This is a genomic window from Rhizobium indigoferae, from assembly GCF_034554815.1.
Classification (GTDB): Bacteria; Pseudomonadota; Alphaproteobacteria; order Rhizobiales; family Rhizobiaceae; genus Rhizobium; species Rhizobium leguminosarum.
The window spans coordinates 363,764-380,555 of the sequence record NZ_CP140636.1 but is presented as its reverse complement, the minus strand read 5'-3'; the positions used below and the strand labels follow the sequence as shown (position 1 = coordinate 380,555).

13 protein-coding genes and 2 pseudogenes are annotated in these 16,792 nt (G+C 59.9%); 9 read left to right on the top strand and 6 right to left on the bottom strand.

The features are described 5' to 3' along the window. Positions 1-115 precede the first annotated feature (115 nt). From U5G49_RS25570 to melA, 5 genes are all read left to right on the top strand, one after another. A complete protein-coding gene (locus U5G49_RS25570; RefSeq protein WP_131704761.1) occupies positions 116-2,203 on the top strand; it encodes an ABC transporter substrate-binding protein in 2,088 nt (695 codons plus the stop codon). 173 nt (positions 2,204-2,376) lie between these two features. Then, positions 2,377-3,384, top strand: coding sequence for an ABC transporter permease (locus U5G49_RS25565; RefSeq protein WP_026188757.1), 1,008 nt, complete (start codon positions 2,377-2,379; stop codon positions 3,382-3,384). 1 nt (position 3,385) lies between these two features. Then, complete coding sequence (locus U5G49_RS25560; RefSeq protein ID WP_115156856.1) at positions 3,386-4,522, top strand: ABC transporter permease; 1,137 nt, start codon at positions 3,386-3,388, stop codon at positions 4,520-4,522. A gap of 10 nt (positions 4,523-4,532) precedes the next feature. Beyond that, the gene (locus U5G49_RS25555) at positions 4,533-6,200 is read left to right on the top strand and encodes an ABC transporter ATP-binding protein (RefSeq protein WP_115156855.1); all 1,668 of its coding nucleotides are present in this window, start codon (positions 4,533-4,535) and stop codon (positions 6,198-6,200) included. A 22-nt stretch (positions 6,201-6,222) separates the two neighbouring features. Then, positions 6,223-7,593, top strand: a complete 1,371-nt coding sequence (gene melA, locus U5G49_RS25550) for an alpha-glucosidase/alpha-galactosidase (RefSeq protein WP_193443699.1) — start codon at positions 6,223-6,225, stop codon at positions 7,591-7,593. A gap of 756 nt (positions 7,594-8,349) precedes the next feature. Here melA and U5G49_RS25545 read toward each other — a convergent pair. Further along, positions 8,350-8,691: an NIPSNAP family protein gene (locus tag U5G49_RS25545; protein WP_047618347.1), complete on the bottom strand. Its 342-nt coding sequence runs from the start codon at positions 8,689-8,691 to the stop codon at positions 8,350-8,352. Positions 8,692-8,829: 138 nt separating this feature from the next. Then, on the bottom strand, positions 8,830-9,318 hold the full coding sequence (locus U5G49_RS25540) for a cupin (RefSeq protein WP_193443697.1): 489 nt from the start codon (positions 9,316-9,318) through the stop codon (positions 8,830-8,832). A gap of 615 nt (positions 9,319-9,933) precedes the next feature. Here U5G49_RS25540 and U5G49_RS25535 point away from each other — a divergent pair. Continuing rightward, positions 9,934-10,206, top strand: a complete 273-nt coding sequence (locus U5G49_RS25535; protein WP_193443695.1) for a hypothetical protein — start codon at positions 9,934-9,936, stop codon at positions 10,204-10,206. A gap of 245 nt (positions 10,207-10,451) precedes the next feature. Here the strand turns inward: U5G49_RS25535 and U5G49_RS25530 are convergent, their stop codons facing one another. The 3 genes and pseudogenes from U5G49_RS25530 to U5G49_RS25520 form a co-directional block, all read right to left on the bottom strand. Continuing rightward, positions 10,452-11,063: a L,D-transpeptidase gene (locus U5G49_RS25530; RefSeq protein WP_018246381.1), complete on the bottom strand. Its 612-nt coding sequence runs from the start codon at positions 11,061-11,063 to the stop codon at positions 10,452-10,454. Between the two features lie 336 nt (positions 11,064-11,399). After that, positions 11,400-11,678, bottom strand: a complete 279-nt coding sequence (locus U5G49_RS25525; protein WP_115156851.1) for a hypothetical protein — start codon at positions 11,676-11,678, stop codon at positions 11,400-11,402. 589 nt (positions 11,679-12,267) lie between these two features. Next, positions 12,268-12,450 (bottom strand): annotated as a pseudogene (locus U5G49_RS25520) (regulator); the annotation flags it as partial. Positions 12,451-12,727: 277 nt separating this feature from the next. Between U5G49_RS25520 and U5G49_RS25515 the strand changes: the two are divergent. From U5G49_RS25515 to U5G49_RS25505, 3 genes and pseudogenes are all read left to right on the top strand, one after another. Next, positions 12,728-13,726, top strand: coding sequence for an ABC transporter substrate-binding protein (locus tag U5G49_RS25515; protein ID WP_115156850.1), 999 nt, complete (start codon positions 12,728-12,730; stop codon positions 13,724-13,726). Positions 13,727-13,733: 7 nt separating this feature from the next. Further along, the gene (locus tag U5G49_RS25510; protein ID WP_193443540.1) at positions 13,734-15,521 is read left to right on the top strand and encodes an adenylate/guanylate cyclase domain-containing protein; all 1,788 of its coding nucleotides are present in this window, start codon (positions 13,734-13,736) and stop codon (positions 15,519-15,521) included. Between the two features lie 128 nt (positions 15,522-15,649). Further along, a pseudogene (locus U5G49_RS25505) lies at positions 15,650-15,781 on the top strand (alpha/beta hydrolase); the annotation flags it as partial. A gap of 72 nt (positions 15,782-15,853) precedes the next feature. Here U5G49_RS25505 and U5G49_RS25500 read toward each other — a convergent pair. Continuing rightward, the gene (locus U5G49_RS25500) at positions 15,854-16,648 is read right to left on the bottom strand and encodes a potassium channel family protein (RefSeq protein WP_018246385.1); all 795 of its coding nucleotides are present in this window, start codon (positions 16,646-16,648) and stop codon (positions 15,854-15,856) included. Positions 16,649-16,792 lie beyond the last annotated feature (144 nt).

Sequence of the window (16,792 nt, the reverse complement as noted above, 5' to 3'; positions counted from 1 at the left end):
GAAGGATGGGTTGCCATGGGTTTCCGGGAGGGAAGGCCATGGCGTCCGGCCCGCTTTCATGTCGTTCGAGGAAAAGGAGCCGCGTGATCGCGCTCCGGAACAAGAGGGAGAAACGATGATGAATTTCCGCAACGCAGGCATTTTGGCCGGACTGGCGCTCAGCGTCTCAGCCGCGGCGCTGAGTGCTTATGCCTCCGAGCCAACCGTCCCACCCGCCCCGGCGGACTTTCCCGCCGAAGGCAAGATCAACTATGTCGCGCGCGACTCCATCCTGGAGTTCAAGGCGCTGCCCGAATATCACGAGCCCGACTGGGTCACGAAGAATTTCGTCGCCACCGGCAAGCTGCCGCCAGTCAAGGACCGCCTGCCGAAGGAGCCGCTGGTCTTCAAGACAGGCAATATGCCCGACGGCATCGGCGTCTACGGCGATACGATGCGCCACGTGATCGGCGGCCGGCCGGAAGGCTGGAACTACGGCGCCGGCCAGACGCAGGGCTGGGGCGGTATCGATATCGGCCTCTCCGAATGCCTGACACGCACCGCGCCGCTGTTCCAGGTGCAGGCCTCAGACACCGAGCCGCTGCCGAACCTCGCCAAGAGCTGGGACTGGTCCGAAGACGGCCATAAGCTGACCATGCACCTGATCGAAGGCGCCAAATGGTCAGACGGCGCGCCGTTCAATGCCGACGACATCATGTTCTACTGGGACGACGAAGTCATCGACCCGAACGTCTCGCCGCTCGGCGGCGGCGCATCGCCGGAAGCCTTCGGCGCCGGGACGACGCTGAAGAAGGTCGACGATTACACCGTCGAATGGACCTTCAAGGAGGCCTTCCCGAAGCAATATCTCTACACGATGTCCTACCCGAATTTCTGCCCGGGTCCCTCGCACATCCTGAAGTCGAAGCATCCGAAATATTCGAAGAACACCTACGACCAGTTCAAGAACGCCTTCCCGCCCGAGTTCATGAACATGCCGGTCATGGGCGCCTGGGTACCGGTCGAATATCGCCCGGACGACATCATCGTCATGCGCCGCAACCCCTATTACTGGAAGGTCGACGAGAAGGGCGATCAGCTGCCTTATCTGAACGAGCTGCACTACAAGCTCTCGACCTGGGCCGACCGTGACGTCCAGGCCGTGGCAGGATCCGCCGACTTCTCGAACCTCGAGCAGCCGGAAAACTTCGTCGCTTCGCTGAAGCGTGCCGCAGAGAAGACGGCGCCCGCCCGCCTTGCCTTCGGCCCGCGTCTCATCGGCTACAATCTGCGCATGAACTTCTCTGCCAACGGCTGGGGCAACCCGGACGAGCGCGGTGAGGCGATCCGCGAGCTGAACCGCAACGAGGACTTCCGCAAGGCCGTCACCATGGCGCTCGACCGCAAGGCGATCGGCGACTCGCTGGTCAAGGGACCGTTCACCGCGATCTATCCCGGTGGGCTCTCCTCCGGCACCAGCTTCTACGATCGCAACTCGACGGTTTACTACCCGTACGATCTTGAGGGCGCAAAGGCCGAACTCGCCAAAGCCGGTCTCAAGGACACCGACGGCAACGGCATCGTAAACTTCCCGGCCGGGACGCTCGGTGGCAAGGATGTCGAAATCGTCATGCTGATCAACAATCAGTACACGACCGACAAGAGCCTTGCCGAAGGTGTGGTCGGCCAGATGGAGAAACTCGGGCTGAAGATCGTCATCAACGCGCTCGATGGTGCCAAGCGTGACGACGCCCATTATGCCGGCCGCTTCGACTGGCTGATTCAGCGCAACACGACTGAACTGTCGTCGGTGGTGCAGAACACCGAACAGCTTGCCCCGGTCGGCCCGCGCACAAGCTGGCACCATCGCGCCGGCAAGGATGACCAGCTCGATCTGATGCCCTTCGAAAAGGAGCTTGTCGACGTCGTCAACAAGTTCAGGACGAGCCAGAACAATGACGAGCGCGTCGATCTGATGAAGCAGTATCAGAAGATCTCGACGGAGCACGTCAACACCGTCGGCCTGACGGAATATCCCGGCGCACTGATCGTCAACAAGCGGTTCTCCAACGTGCCCCAGGGTACTCCGATCATGATGTTCAACTGGGCTGAAGATTCGGTGATCCGCGAACGCCTGTGGGTGGCTGCGGACAAGCAGGGCAAATACGAGCTGTTCCCCGAACAGCTGCCCGGCAAGCCCGGCGAAAAGGGCCCGATTAACTGATGCCTGTCATCAAGACACAAAGAGCTAAAGCGCGTCGCATGTGATGCGACGCTGGAGAGTTCCCTCCCAGCTGAAGTGAGATTCAGGCCGCGCGTGGCGCGCGGCCTGATATGACCAACAAGCCGGCCGCGCTGACAAGGAGCGACTGGCGGCAAGGAGAAGCGAACCGTTTGATGTTACGATTCCTGCTCGTGCGCATAGCCTCTGCGATCCCCATTCTCTTCATCCTGAGTGTGGTGACCTTCGCGATCATTCAGGCACCGCCCGGTGACTACGCCGATTATATAAGATCCCAGCTGATCAACCAGGGCGGTGCATCCTATGCCCAGGCCGAAGCGCAGGCGCAGCTCTACCGGGTCGAACATGGCCTCGATAAGCCGCTGGTCGTCCAATACGTCAACTGGATCGGCGGGATCGTGACGCGCGGCGATTTCGGTTACAGCATGTTTTACAACAAGCCGGTCGCCGATGTCGTCGGTGAACGCCTGCCGCGGACATTGCTTCTGGCGCTCGTCTGCCATCTCTTCGCCTCGGTGCTCGGCATCGGCTTCGGCATCTGGGCGGCGACGCGGCAGTACAGCTGGATCGACAGCCTGCTTTCGGGGATTTCCTTCCTCGGCATGACGGTGCCGCGCTTCCTGATGGCGCTGATTATCGTCTATCTCCTGGTTTTCCAGCTGAACGTCTCCGAAATCGGCAGCTTCTTCTCGCCGCAATATGGCGGGGCGCCCTGGTCATGGGCGAAATTTGTCGATCTGGTTCACCATGTCTGGCCGGTCGTGGCGATCGCCACCTTCGGTGGGCTCGCCTACAATATGCGCGTCATGCGCGGCAATCTGCTCGATACGCTGAATGCCCAATATGTCGAGACGGCAAAGGCCAAGGGGCTTTCCGGCGCAGCCGTGGTGATGCGCCATGCGGTGCCGAACGCGCTGCACCCGCTGGTGATGTATCAGGGCGTGGTGCTGCCCTACATGCTGACCGGCGAGATCGAAACCGCGATCATTTTCGCATTGCCGACCGTCGGTCCGGCGATCGTCGGCTCGATGGCGGTCGGCGACGTCTACGTCACCGCCACCTTCATGATGGTGCTATCGGCGACGCTGATCGTCGGCAACATCATCGCCGACATGCTGCTCGCCCTGCTCGATCCCCGTGTCCGCCAATATGGAGGAGCCTGAGATGCTGGCTTTCGACTCCGCGCCGCCTCCGCCGACGCCAGAACTTGCCATCAACAAGCCATCGCGTGGGCATGAAAGCTATATCGCCCTTGTCTGGCGCCGGCTGAGGCGCTCCTGGACCGGCATGGCAGGGCTGGTGCTTGTCGTGCTCTTGATTGTCATGGCGATCTTTGCCGATTTCTTTGCGCCGATGGACCCGAAGGCGACCGATGTCGGCTTCGCACCGCCGCAGGTAATGAGCTTCCACGACAAGGACGGCAATTTCGTCTTCCAGCCGCGTGTGTATGCGCTTTCCGATTCCGAAGAGCTCGACCCCGTCACCTTCCAGCCGATCGTTGGCATCGACTACGACAATCCGCGGCTGCTCGGCTTCTTCGTCAAGGGCGCTGAATATCGGCTTTTCGGCCTGATCCCGGCCAGCCGGCACTTCTTCGGCTCGACCGATGGCCAGCCGGTGCATTTCCTCGGCACCGACAAGTTCGGCCGCGATGTGTTGTCACGCGCCATCATCGGCTCGCGCATTTCGTTGACGATTGCCCTGACGGTGGTCTTCATCGTCACCATCATCGGCACGACCGTCGGAATGGTGTCGGGCTATTTCGGCGGCACATTCGATATCTGGTTGCAGCGTTTCGTCGAACTGGTGCTTGCCTTCCCACAATTGCCGCTCTATCTGGCGCTGACCTCGCTGATCCCGGTGACGGCGCCGACCAATGTCTTCCTTGCCTTCGTCATCGCCGTGATGTCGGCGCTCGGCTGGGCGCAGATGTCGCGCGAGGTGCGCGGCAAGACGCTTGCGCTTGCCCGCATCGATTATGTAAGGGCGGCAATGGCTGTCGGCGCCACCGACACGCGCATCATCATGCAGCACATCTTCCCGAACGTGATGAGCCACGTCATCGTCGCGGTGACGCTGCATATACCGAGCGTCGTGCTGCTGGAATCCTTCCTCGGTTTCCTCGGCTTTGCGGTCAAGCCGCCGCTGATTTCCTGGGGGCTGATGCTGCAGGATACGGCGACCTATTCGGTCATCGGCTCCTATCCCTGGATTCTCTCCCCCGTCGGCTTCGTGCTCGTCACCGTCTTCGCATTCAATGCGCTCGGCGACGGATTGCGCGACGCGGTCGATCCTTATTGAGGTGATTGATATGGCTCTTGCACTGGTCAATTCCTTCGCCCCGCCCGTCCGCCACGATCATGATGGCCGCTCGGACACGCCGATCATCGACGCCCGCAATGTGGCGGTGAATTTCAAGGTCGAAGACGGTATGGTCGAAGCCGTCAAGGATGTCTCCTTCCAGCTCTATCGTGGCGAGACCATCGCTATCGTCGGCGAATCCGGTTCGGGCAAATCGGTAACGGCACGAACGGTGATGGGATTGTTGTCGAAGCGCGCCGTTGTCTCGGAGAAATCGACGGTCGCCTATGACGGCAGCAACATCCTGAAATTTTCCGAGCGGGCGCGCCGCAAGCTGCGCGGTGACCGCATCTCGATGATCTTCCAGGAGCCGATGAGTTCGCTGAACCCGATCTATACGATCGGCAGCCAGATCGTCGAAGCGATCCGCGTTCATCGCCGGATAAGCAAAAGGGATGCGCAAAAGCGCGCGCTCGAACTGCTCGAACATGTGCAGATCCCCGATCCCGCCGCGCGGCTCATGCAATATCCCCATCAGCTTTCCGGCGGCCAGCGCCAGCGCGTGATGATCGCAATGGCGCTTGCCAACGATCCTGATGTGCTGATTGCCGACGAGCCGACGACGGCGCTCGACGTGACCGTGCAGGCGCAGATCCTGAACCTGATCCGCAACCTGCAGAAGGAACTGGGGATGGCCGTCATCCTCATCACCCACGACCTGACCGTGGTGCGGCAGTTCTCGGATTACGTCTATGTGATGCAGTACGGTGAAGTGCGCGAGCACAACACCACCGAAGCGCTGTTTGCCAATCCGCAGGACACCTATACCAAGCATCTGCTTGCCTCCGAGCCGCGTGGCCAGGCCAATCCGCTGCCGGAGGGATCGGATGTCATCCTCGATGCCAAGGGCGTGCGTGTCTCCTTCATGCTGCGTCACGGTACCTTTCTCAAGCCGGCGATGCGCGAGCTTGTCGCCGTCGACAGCCTCGACCTGACGCTTCGCCGTCACGAGACGCTCGGTCTCGTCGGCGAATCCGGCTCCGGCAAGACGACATTCGGCCAGGCGATCCTGCGGTTGAATACGCCCGATAGCGGCGAGATCCATTTCGACCATCAGCCGATCCACGGCCTCTCCCGGGCCGAGATGCGGCCACTGCGCGCCCGCATGCAGGTGGTGTTCCAGGACCCGTTTTCATCGCTCAACCCGCGCATGACGATCGGCCAGATCATCGAGGAAGGGCTCGTCGTCAACAGGCTGGGCGCGACCAAGGCCGAACGGCAGGACCGGGTGCGCGAAGCGCTGATTGCCGCCGGCATGCCGGGCAATATCCTGTCGCGCTTCCCGCATGAATTTTCCGGCGGCCAGCGCCAGCGCATCGCGATCGCCCGCGCCATCGCGCTGGAGCCGGAATTCATTCTGCTCGACGAGCCGACATCGGCGCTCGACCTTTCCGTCCAGGCGCAGATCATCGAACTCCTGCGCAAGCTGCAGGACGAGCGCGGCCTGAGTTACCTGTTCATTTCCCACGATCTTAAGGTCGTCAGGGCCCTTTGCCATCGCGTCATCGTCATGCAGCATGGCAAGATCGTCGAAGAAGGCCCTGTCAACGAAGTTCTATCCCATCCCAAGACCGCCTACACCGAACGGCTCGTCAAAGCCGCTTTCGAGGTAGCATGATTGCCGAATGCCGGAGGTTATAATGGCAAGAAATCCCAAAATCACTTTCATTGGAGCTGGCTCCACCGTCTTCATGAAGAACATCGTTGGCGATGTGCTTCAGCGTCCGGCTCTGTCGGGCGCGACGATCGCCTTGATGGATCTCAATGCGCAGCGGCTGGAAGAAAGCGCCGTCGTCGTCAACAAGCTGATTTCGACGCTCGGCGTGAAGGCGAAGGCCGAGACTTATTCCGACCAGCGCAAGGCGCTTTCGGGCGCCGATTTCGTCGTCGTCGCCTTCCAGATCGGCGGCTACGAGCCCTGCACGGTCACCGATTTCGAGGTGCCGAAGAAATACGGGCTGCGCCAGACGATCGCCGATACGCTCGGCGTCGGCGGCATCATGCGCGGGCTTCGCACCGTGCCGCACCTCTGGAAGGTCTGCGAGGACATGCTCGCCGTCTGCCCCGAGGCGATCATGCTGCAATATGTCAACCCGATGGCGATCAACACCTGGGCGATATCAGAGAAATATCCGACCATCCGCCAGGTCGGCCTTTGCCATTCGGTCCAGGGCACGGCGATGGAACTGGCCCATGACCTCGACATCCCCTACGAGGAAATCCGCTACCGGGCGGCCGGCATCAACCACATGGCCTTCTATCTCAAATTCGAGCATCGCCAGGCCGACGGTTCCTACCGAAACCTCTATCCCGACTTGCTGCGCGCCTATCGCGAGGGCAGGGCGCCGAAGCCCGGCTGGAACCCGCGCTGCCCGAACAAGGTGCGCTACGAGATGCTGACGCGGCTCGGCTATTTCGTCACCGAAAGCTCGGAGCATTTCGCCGAATACACGCCCTATTTCATCAAGGAGGGCCGCGACGACCTGATCGAGAAATTCGGCATCCCGCTCGATGAATATCCGAAACGCTGCATCGAGCAGATCGAGCGCTGGAAAGGGCAGGCGGAGGCCTATCGTTCAGCCGACAAGATTGAGGTCGCGCCGTCGAAGGAATATGCCTCCTCGATCATCAATTCGGTCTGGACGGGCGAGCCCTCGGTCATCTACGGCAATGTGCGCAACAATGGCTGCATCACATCGCTGCCGACCAATTGCGCCGCCGAAGTGCCCTGCCTCGTCGATGCCTCCGGCATCCAGCCGACCTTCATCGGCGACCTGCCGCCGCAGCTGACGGCGCTGATCCGCACCAATATCAACGTGCAGGAACTGACGGTGCAGGCACTGATGACGGAAAATCGCGAGCACATCTATCACGCCGCGATGATGGACCCGCATACGGCAGCCGAACTCGATCTCGACCAGATCTGGTCGCTGGTCGACGATCTGCTCGCCACCCACGGCGACTGGCTGCCCGAATGGGCACGCACGACCCGGAAAGTACAGGCCGCCTGACACCCCCTCTCCCGGGTGAGGCGTCAAGAAGCCCCGCGGTCGCAACAACCGCGGGGCTTTTTTTGCGACAGGAATGGACGGTCGCGTCGACAGCCTATCGCCATTTCATTAAACGCAACTGCCATAGCGATGATTGCGCCGCGAGGCCCAGTCGTCGATGCCAATCACTGAGGGCGGAATCGACGGCGGCAATCCTTGCCCGCGTATGACGCGGAGCAAGGTGTCGTTGCTGACGAGAAGGATGAGCCGCTGAGCAAAAACGCGCCGCCGGGCGTCCTCCAAGCGCGAGGGCCAGATGGTGGACGAGATGCTCGAGACGCCCGGTTCGTCTGGCGTAGGGAGGTAGCACATCGCCGAACCGCCCGGCGAATATCTGCCTGCCGCCGAGCACCGCATCACAGGTGAACCTCCGCGTGCGCACGAGAAGCCTGACCGCGCCTTCCCGACAGGGGGAGGTCTGCGACCTGGCGGCAATAGCAGCTTCGAACCGTTCGCGACATTTGTCCGCATGCCGAACATGACGCGGTAGCGCCGGAGGAAAGCAAGATGCAGGTCTCGTCGTCAATGTGGGTAATGCGTTCGGCGATGAATCCAGCCGGTACCAAATCAGAAAGGCGAAACTTAGTGCTCATCAGGCTGACTCCTTGGTGGAAACCAGCAAAGCAGCATCGTTACAACTGCATCAAAACCCCAATATTCGGCGCTGAAACACGCCGAAAAGACTTCCCAATCAATTGCGTGCTGCGTTTCCGCCCGTTATTCCGACGGCTCGGAGAAGCCGCGGTAAAAGCTCGTCGGCTGCAGCAGCGAACTGGCGATGTTGGCGATGATCGGCCCATCCGCCTCGCTCTTTGCCCTCGCTTCCTGCCACTCGCGATCGGCCACGAACTCGGCCCACTTCTGCTCGCGCTCCGCCAGCGACCGCCATTCGAGCAGGTAGGTCAGATCGTTGCTGGAAGAACCGATCATCGTCGTCCAGAAGCCGAGTGAGCGGATGCCGAGTCGCTCCCAGATCGCCAGCGTCGCGGTCTCGAAACGCTGCTGCAGTGCCGGCAGCCTCCCCGGCAGACATGTATAGATGCGCAATTCGTGGATCATCGGATGCTCCTCATGTTGGTCAGGCTAGATCGTGGATATCGTTCAGCGCTGGAAAAAGCGAGGGGCCGCTTATCCGCTTGTCGGACGCTTGTCCTTAATCCTGCGGCAGACTGCGAAATCGGTCACTGTGCCCGATGACTACCGCCATTTCTCCGTGAGAAATCCTGACGATCCTTGGACGGGGTCGGTCTGCGGCAGGGGGACTGACGAGATTTTCGCCAGCATTTCGCTTGAGGGAGCGGACGTCTGAATGTCGGCATGCTGTCCCTTAGGATAAGCGCCTACCACCTGGAAGTCCGACGTGCAGCCGAGATTTCGGTGCCCTGTTCCGGCTGGAAGTACCAGGCAGTCTCCCGCTACCACATCAAGCTCTTGACCTTCGGGACCGCCGATCAACAGCTTGGCGCTGCCAAGTGCAATTCCCAGGACTTCATGGGCACCGGAATGGTAGTGCTGATAATCGAAGACACCGTTTATCCAGATGCCTGTCCAACCGTTTGCAGCGAAACGACGGTCGAAATCAGTAGGTTCAGCGTCAGCAAAGAGCCCTCTGTAAAGCAATACAGGAAGATGCGGATTGTTCGGGACCCAGTCGCTCGGCTTGAAAAATATCGTCTCGATGTTCATGTTGAAATTCCCAAGCGAGTTGTCGATCGCGAGCCGACGGCCATCGAGCCGTCGACGTTGTCCCCCCAACCTCTTACGCAGCGTTTTCCATTGAACTCATCTGCGATGATGTTCTCCAAAGCTAAACTTTGGCAATCACCAGCGGTTCCTTGGCATGCCGCAGGTTCGAAGAGGGCGCATTCCGACTGATGCGCAAGGGCCCCCTATGCCGCGCCCTCATTGGTCTCTGATTGTCAATCTGATAAGTCACAACAAGATGCATTTGTCATGGGGCGGGAACGTGATCTGGTGAAATGCCTTCGTCTTGGTGTTAGCGTCGTCTATTGCACTTTCACCATACAGCCATGCTGCGGCAGGCAGTTTAGACATGCAGCTTCGACCACCACGTCGTCATTACCAAAGGGAGCGATGGCCAGGATAGCCTGAAAATCGACGACCGAGAGGTCCTGAAGAATTACTATGTCGACATCGATGAGATGCATGTTGTCAATGGGGTCGGGGTGGCTGTCGGAACCTCGTCGGTAGCTGATATGCGTGTGAGGGATCGCCGTTAGTGGTTTCCTTCCCTAAAGGACAAAATCCACGAATTGATGGTCCGCTCGATATTGCTTCATCGTGACGGTCAGCCCTTCGGACGACAAGCTCATACCTTGCACTCCGGCAACACCAAATCAAGTGGGACAGAAATGGGAGTGGACAGCCAGCGCCGGATTCAAAGAAATCCAGGGCGAAGCCTTCGTTGCTGACACCTCTAAAGGCTGGGACCAACTGCGGGAGCGTTCGGTGACCCACCCTGCAGGATTGCTGGATTGTGCGGAGGTGGGAGCAGAGATCAACCGTTTGGTCGAGCAGATAAAGCGCTTCTCAACGACGTCCTGCTTGGCGTGAGCTCTGGCGAATTAAAGGGCGATCTTTTTGTCGGCACATCTTGCTCTCGTCATATGTGTATGGATCAAGAAGCCGTTGTCGCTGCGGACCTTTCTTCGAGGATGGTCTATCTTGCCTGGAAACCGTCCGGCCAGAAAATCAAGGTCAAACCGCCCGTGAAGACATGGCCTGAAAAGGCGAAGGCGGACTTCGTCAGTGGTCAGCGAAGTGGAAATGACGGGACAGTTCGGTCAAGCGATATTCGATCACTGCTGGACGATCACCCGGGTCCCCGGCTGAACCATATCGTAAAGCTCCTCGACGTCCTCGCGGTACATCCGAAAGCAACCGCTCGATGCATTGGTGCCGATGGAGGAGGGGTCGTTGGTGCCGTGGATGCGCAGCAGTCCGTCGGCAAGGTAGATCGCGCGAGTTCCGAGCGGGTTTGCCGGGCCGGGTTTCACGACGGCCGGAAGCCGTGGGTTCTTCTGCCGCATGCTGGCCGTGGGTCGCCATTCGGGATGCAATCGCTTCGACACCACCCGCGTTGTTCCGTACCATTGCTTGCCTTCGCGGCCGACTGCGATGGGGTAGGCGAACTGCTCGCCCTGTGCGGTCGTGTAAATCAGAGTGTGCTCACGCGTGGCGATGACGACGGTTCCCCTTCTAATTCGCGTCGATGGCTCCCCACGTTCTTGCAAAGGTTCCCGATAGCCAGGTTCTGGCTCGTAGTAGGGAGGAGGGGGATACGGGCTGTAGGGATCATCATAGTCGTAGCCCCCATAATCGTCGTATCCATCATGCGGGTCATAAACTTGGGCCTGGGCATGAATGGGCGTCAGCAAAAGGGCCGCAACAAGGAGAGCCATCAATCTCATTTTACGCAGTCCGTCTGTTATACAACCTGATTGGGCGGAATTGTGTGGCGGTACTATGGCGGGTTCAGTCTGGATTCCACGGTGATCTCTCGTCGCTCCCATCAACCGCTGAGTTCCTCTCTGCTTCAAGAAACGGAATGGTGACGAAGCGATCTAGGGGAGGCGATTCGCGGGCTAGACCGGGAGGTAGACCTTTACCAAATTTCAAAATGCATCGCGGCCTAAGTTCACCGGTGGAACTCAATGGTCACATGCAGCGCGTCGTCAGCCTCCTCCCGATGGCGCGCTACCATTCGTCCTCTGATCAAAACCGGACTTCCATACCAACGACTGTCATTAGAAAGATGACGAGGGAACCACACCGATAGTTGGGACAGGTGGTTCCTGTTGCCGCATTTTGTTTTGTTGCTCGTCACCGGGGCTAAGTGCGTCGCGCACTTCATCGTCTTCCCAACCCGCCTCGATGGCGGAAGCCACAAGCGTCTCGATTTTCTCGGTTTCCGACGCATGCGAAGTCTCATCCAGGCGGCGTCTGGCGGTCTCCAGGCACTGACGGAGGTTCGAAGCGCGACTGGGGTCGTTACGGTCGTAGCTTGGTGATGCGACGTATGTCATTGGAAGCTCCCTGCTGATTGAGAGGAACACCTGAACAGAATTCCGGTTCCACACTACGCATCTGCGGTAGGCGCCGCCATTTGCAGCCGGCGCTTACGTCACGCATTGGCGCTGATCCACCTGCATCCCCTTCGCCTTAGGCGTTCATCAAGCGTCATGCTGGCGAATGGCCGGTGGCTGTGCCGCAGATGGACCATATGCTCTGGCCACGGCAGTCTGTCGGTCTCGGAACTTTCGATCTCGCAAGTCGGTTCGTACCGTTATGGAGGAACTGGCCAAGTCCAAAAGGAATGATGCCCCGGGTAAAGGGGGGCGATCCTAAAGAACCCCCGGTCAATCGCCCTCCCGTGAGGAAGTGCCACCGGAGCCTGACGATCACAAACACCCGGCTCGAGATACAAGAGAGGCACCGGTGCCCAACCCAAACGGCGAGCCTGGCGACAAACCTTAGCAACTGCCAGACCGTCGTGAACCGACTTTAGGATCGGGTTCGCTGTCGCCTGGAACAAGGAAGATCCAAACGTCTCGCGATGACATCATCGATGTCTTTGATTCATCGAGCGCCGGCCATCCTAGCGTCGCAATCAAACTATTCCTCGGCGTCGGAACAGTTCTTATATTGCAGCTTCTGAAGTGGCGCATCCAGCCTCAGGATGAGCCCGGTCGGGGCGTAATCAAGAGAGACCTCCCCGAAAGCGGACAGGCTGGAGCTGACGAGCCGAGTGCCGAACCCCTTCTTGCTCGGAGTTTCCACCGCCGGACCTCCAGCCTCTTACCAAGGAGCACGTCGCCGCATGATCAGCGCCGCCGGCGCGCTGTCCGACGGGTAGAGGGGGGCGCTTTGTTCTGGCTTCGCAGCAACTGCCAACTAGGTTGCCCGCGCTACCAATGGGCGCCAATATCGACTATACTTTCGTCCACTGAATATCTTGGCTTGTTCGTCGGTCGCTCCTTTCGGAGAAGGGGGGCGTCGAAATGTGAGTTTGCAGCAATTAGCCGGATCTCATCATCCCACCGTTATGTGCCGTGGGTCAGCGAGGGGTGTTCGGATGAAACCGAAACGACGTCCCTTCCTCAAACTTGCAGTCGCGCTGGCGATGAGCCTTCCTGCCATCGCCGCCGCGCAGCAGACGTCGGCCAAGACGCCACGAATCGGCCTTCTCGCCTGGTGGCCTTGCGGTATGCCCTATGCGAGCGAAACCAGCGAGTTCGGAATGTTCATGCAAGGGCTTCACGACCTGGGCTACACGCTGCACGAACTCAGCTTCGAGTGCCGGAGCGCGAGTAAGCAAGACAATCGCCTTGCAGCCGCGGCGGGGGACCTGGCGCAGCTCCCCGTGGATGTGATCGTGACTTCGTCTCAGCCGGCTGCGCATGCTGCCCAAGCAGCGACCGATGCGATTCCAATCGTGACCATCATCAGCGGTGACCCAGTTGCGGCAGGCTTAGCGAGCAGCCTCGCAAAACCTAGGGGCAATCTCACGGGTGTCACTTATTACGCCACTGAACTAGCGGCCAAACGGCTGCAGCTTTTGATGGAGGCCATACCGGGGCTTGCCACTGTCGGCGTGCTGGCAAACCCGGTGGTGTCATATCTCCCCTTCGAAACGGACACCAGGCAAGCTGCCCGCCACCTCGGAGTGGCTTTGAGCCTCCAGCAAGTCAGCGAGCCGGGCGAACTCGATGTTGCGTTCTCGCGCATGAAGGCCGACGGGGCTCAAGCTGCCTTGGTGCTTCCCGACCTCATGCTGGCCGACCAGTCGTCGCGAATCGCCGCCTTGGCGATCGAGCATCACCTGCCGATCATGGCTTGGGGCTCGTGGTACGTCGCAGACGGCTGCCTGATGGCCTATTCGGCGGACTATGGTGTAATGCAACATCGGCTCGCCTATTATGTCGATCGCATTTTGAAAGGAACCAAGCCTGGGGAGTTGCCGATCGAGCAGCCGACGAAGTTCGACTTGTCGGTCAATCTGAAGACGGCAAATGCACTCGGGATCGAGCTGCCGCAGACGGTTTTGCTGATGGCTGATGAAGTCATCGAGTGAGGATGGTGTGCGGCGTTCGGTCCAGCTTCAAGCCGCCCCGATGCGCCGATCGCTGTTCCGGAAGTACTTCCTCGCCTTCTTCGCTGCGGTCATTGTTCCGCTGGCTATTAGCGGCATCGGCGACGCCTGGTTCGGCTATCGCGACCAGCGTGCAATGCTCAGCGCTCTATTGCGGGTGGAGGCCACATCGGCGGCCGGCAAAATTCAGAGCTTTCTCGACGGCATCAAGGATCAACTGGGTTGGACGGTCCAGCAAGCCTGGACCGCTGATGCCGAGGCATACCATCGGCTCGATGCACTGCGGGTGATGCGCCTAGCCCCGGCGATCGCCAGCATCACCCTTGTTGACGATGTCGGCGTCGAACGGCTGCATGTCTCCCGTATCGACTTGAATAGGATCGAAGGCGGATCGGATCGCTCTGGCGATCCTGCTGTCTTGGGAGTTCGTTCGAACGGCACATGGTTTGGGCCAGTCACTTTTCGCGACGGCTCCGAACCGTTCATGACCATGGCCATGGCCGGAAACCGTAAGGCAGGTGGCATCGTCGTCGCCGAAATCAACCTGAAGCTTGTCTGGACGGTTGTTTCGGAAATTCGCGTCGGGAATCGTGGCCGGGCGTTTGTTCTCGATCGGACCGGCCGGCTCATCGCCCACCCCGACATCAGCAAGGTGTTGCAGGGCACGGACGAGAAGACAGCGGCGGCCCTCACCAGATTGCGGGACGAGATCGCCGCCGCAGGGGGAGAGGCGACCACGGCCCGCAACGCCGAGAACGAACCGGTTGTGACCGCCATGGCGGCGATCCCCAATCTCGGTTGGACCGTGTTCGTGGAGCAGGCGCAGGCCGAGGCTTTCGCACCGCTGTATGCGTCATTGTGGCGGACGGGTGGCCTGCTGCTCGCCGCCGCCATCTTCGCATCGGCGCTTGCCTACTGGCTTGCCAGGCGGATGACCGGACTAATCCGCCTGCTGCAGGAAGGCACCGAAAAAATCGGTGCTGGACAGTTCGAGCACCGTATCGACATCGCCACAGGAGACGAATTCGAACGACTGGCGGACCGGTTCAATGAAATGGCGCAAGAACTCGCCGTATCGCGGGATCGTTCAGAGCGAATTGCACGGCTGAAGCGTTTTCTCGCGCCGCAGGTCGCGGAACTCGTCGAAAAGTCCGGCGACGAGAGCGTGCTCGCCGGACAGCGCGCAGAAGTCGTCGCTGTATTCTGCGACTTACGTGGCTTCACCGCTTTTTCGGCGCACGCCGAACCCGAGGAGATCATGCAGGTCTTGCGCGAGTACTATGAGGCGCTCGGCACGATCATCACACGCTACGAGGCCACGCTGACCAACTTCGCGGCAGACGGTTTGATGGTGCTCGTCAACGCGCCGGTACCGTGCGCAGACCCGGCACTTCGTGCTGTTGAGATGGCGATCGACATGCAGGACGCCATCCAGCGCCTGATCGCCGAATGGCGTCTGCTCGGTCATGCGATTGGCTTCGGCATCGGACTGGCGATGGGATGGGCGACAGTCGGCCGAATTGGTTACGAAGCCCGTGTTGACTACACCGCGATCGGACATGTCGTGAACCTGGCATCGCGACTCTGTTCGTCCGCCGCCGATCAGCAAATCCTCGTCGATCACGCTGTAGCGCAATCCGTGCGTGGAGAAATTTTATTGGTCGCTCTCGGCCCGCGACAGCTCAAAGGTTTCGACGAGCAAATACCTGCTTGGAAGGTCGGAACGAGAAGCGGAAGATCAAATGGCGTGCAAGGACCGAAGGGGTTGAACGGGTAGGTGGACCTCACACAGTTGAGAAGAGATCAGCCTTCTGAAATCTTGCTCGGTTCGCCAACTGCACCTGTCGGGGAGCCAGTCTTCATCGACCAGCGCGTGGATTTCGCTCTTCCGGCGTAGTTACGCACATCGACATCGACGTGTTCCGCCGCCAGTTCACTGAGATGGGGCCGAAGCGGCCGCACTTTGTGATCCTGACATCAACACGCGACAATGCGCTGCAGATGTCGAGCTGGCTATCGGGTGGCGTCAACCGCGTCACGGCCTTGAGGCGCCCTCTTAGACAACGGCTGCGTGCAAATCCTACCGTATCGTCTAGCCAGGATCGACGGTCACGATCCCTCGTCCGGGATGTTCAAGACGTCTCCGCACGCCTTGCAATGAACGGCGTCGGCGTCATGGCGCTGAAGGCCGCATCGGTGACAGGGATAGGTCACTTTGTGAGGGCGGACGACTGCCTGAGCAAGCCTGACGAACAACGAGATGCCGACGATCATCGTCACAACGGAAGTGAGCTTGCCCAGCGTTCCGGGAAGCGTGATGTCCCCGAATCCCGTCGTCGTTACCGTCGCGACCGTGAAGTATAGCGCATCGACGAATCCTTCGCCTCCCTCCCTGTTGTAGAAGAAGGACGTATAGACGAACCCGGTTGCCATGAAGAGGAACACAAGGAGATTGATCACCGCCCGGACGACGTCGAGAAGGTATAAGTAGCCGGCCTTGCGCAGCAAGTCCTTGAGCAGCGGACTCGTGCCGATCGCCCAGAACCGCATGATCCGTAGGAAAGCGAAATTGAAGAGCAGGTCCGGCAGCAACAGCGTGGCCAGCACCACGAAGTCGATCCAGGTCATCGGCCGCCGAATCCACTCACGCACAGAGAATGCGGCGACCGCCCGGCCGACCATCTCGGCGGCGATCCACACTGCTATCGCATAGTCGATAATTAGATAGGACGGACCGGATCGCAGGTACGGGCCGAGCAGGAAGAAGGCGAGAATAGCAACGTCAATGGCAGCAAATACCAGCCGAAAGGCGATCGCCTGTCTGCCGTCGGCCCTGTCGAGGCTTCGCAGCACCTCACGAAGCGAATTCCGCTGAGAGCCGTCGCCGGATTCGAAGATTTTCATCTGGGGAATGTAGATCCCTCGTCGGCGTCCGCAAGTCGCCGAAGACACGGAACTCCCTCGGTGACAGTCTTAACTGTCACGTCCTCCTCGCGAAGGAGATATTCCGCAAGGCTGTATTGCAGCATGCCGATGGAGGGGTGGAGG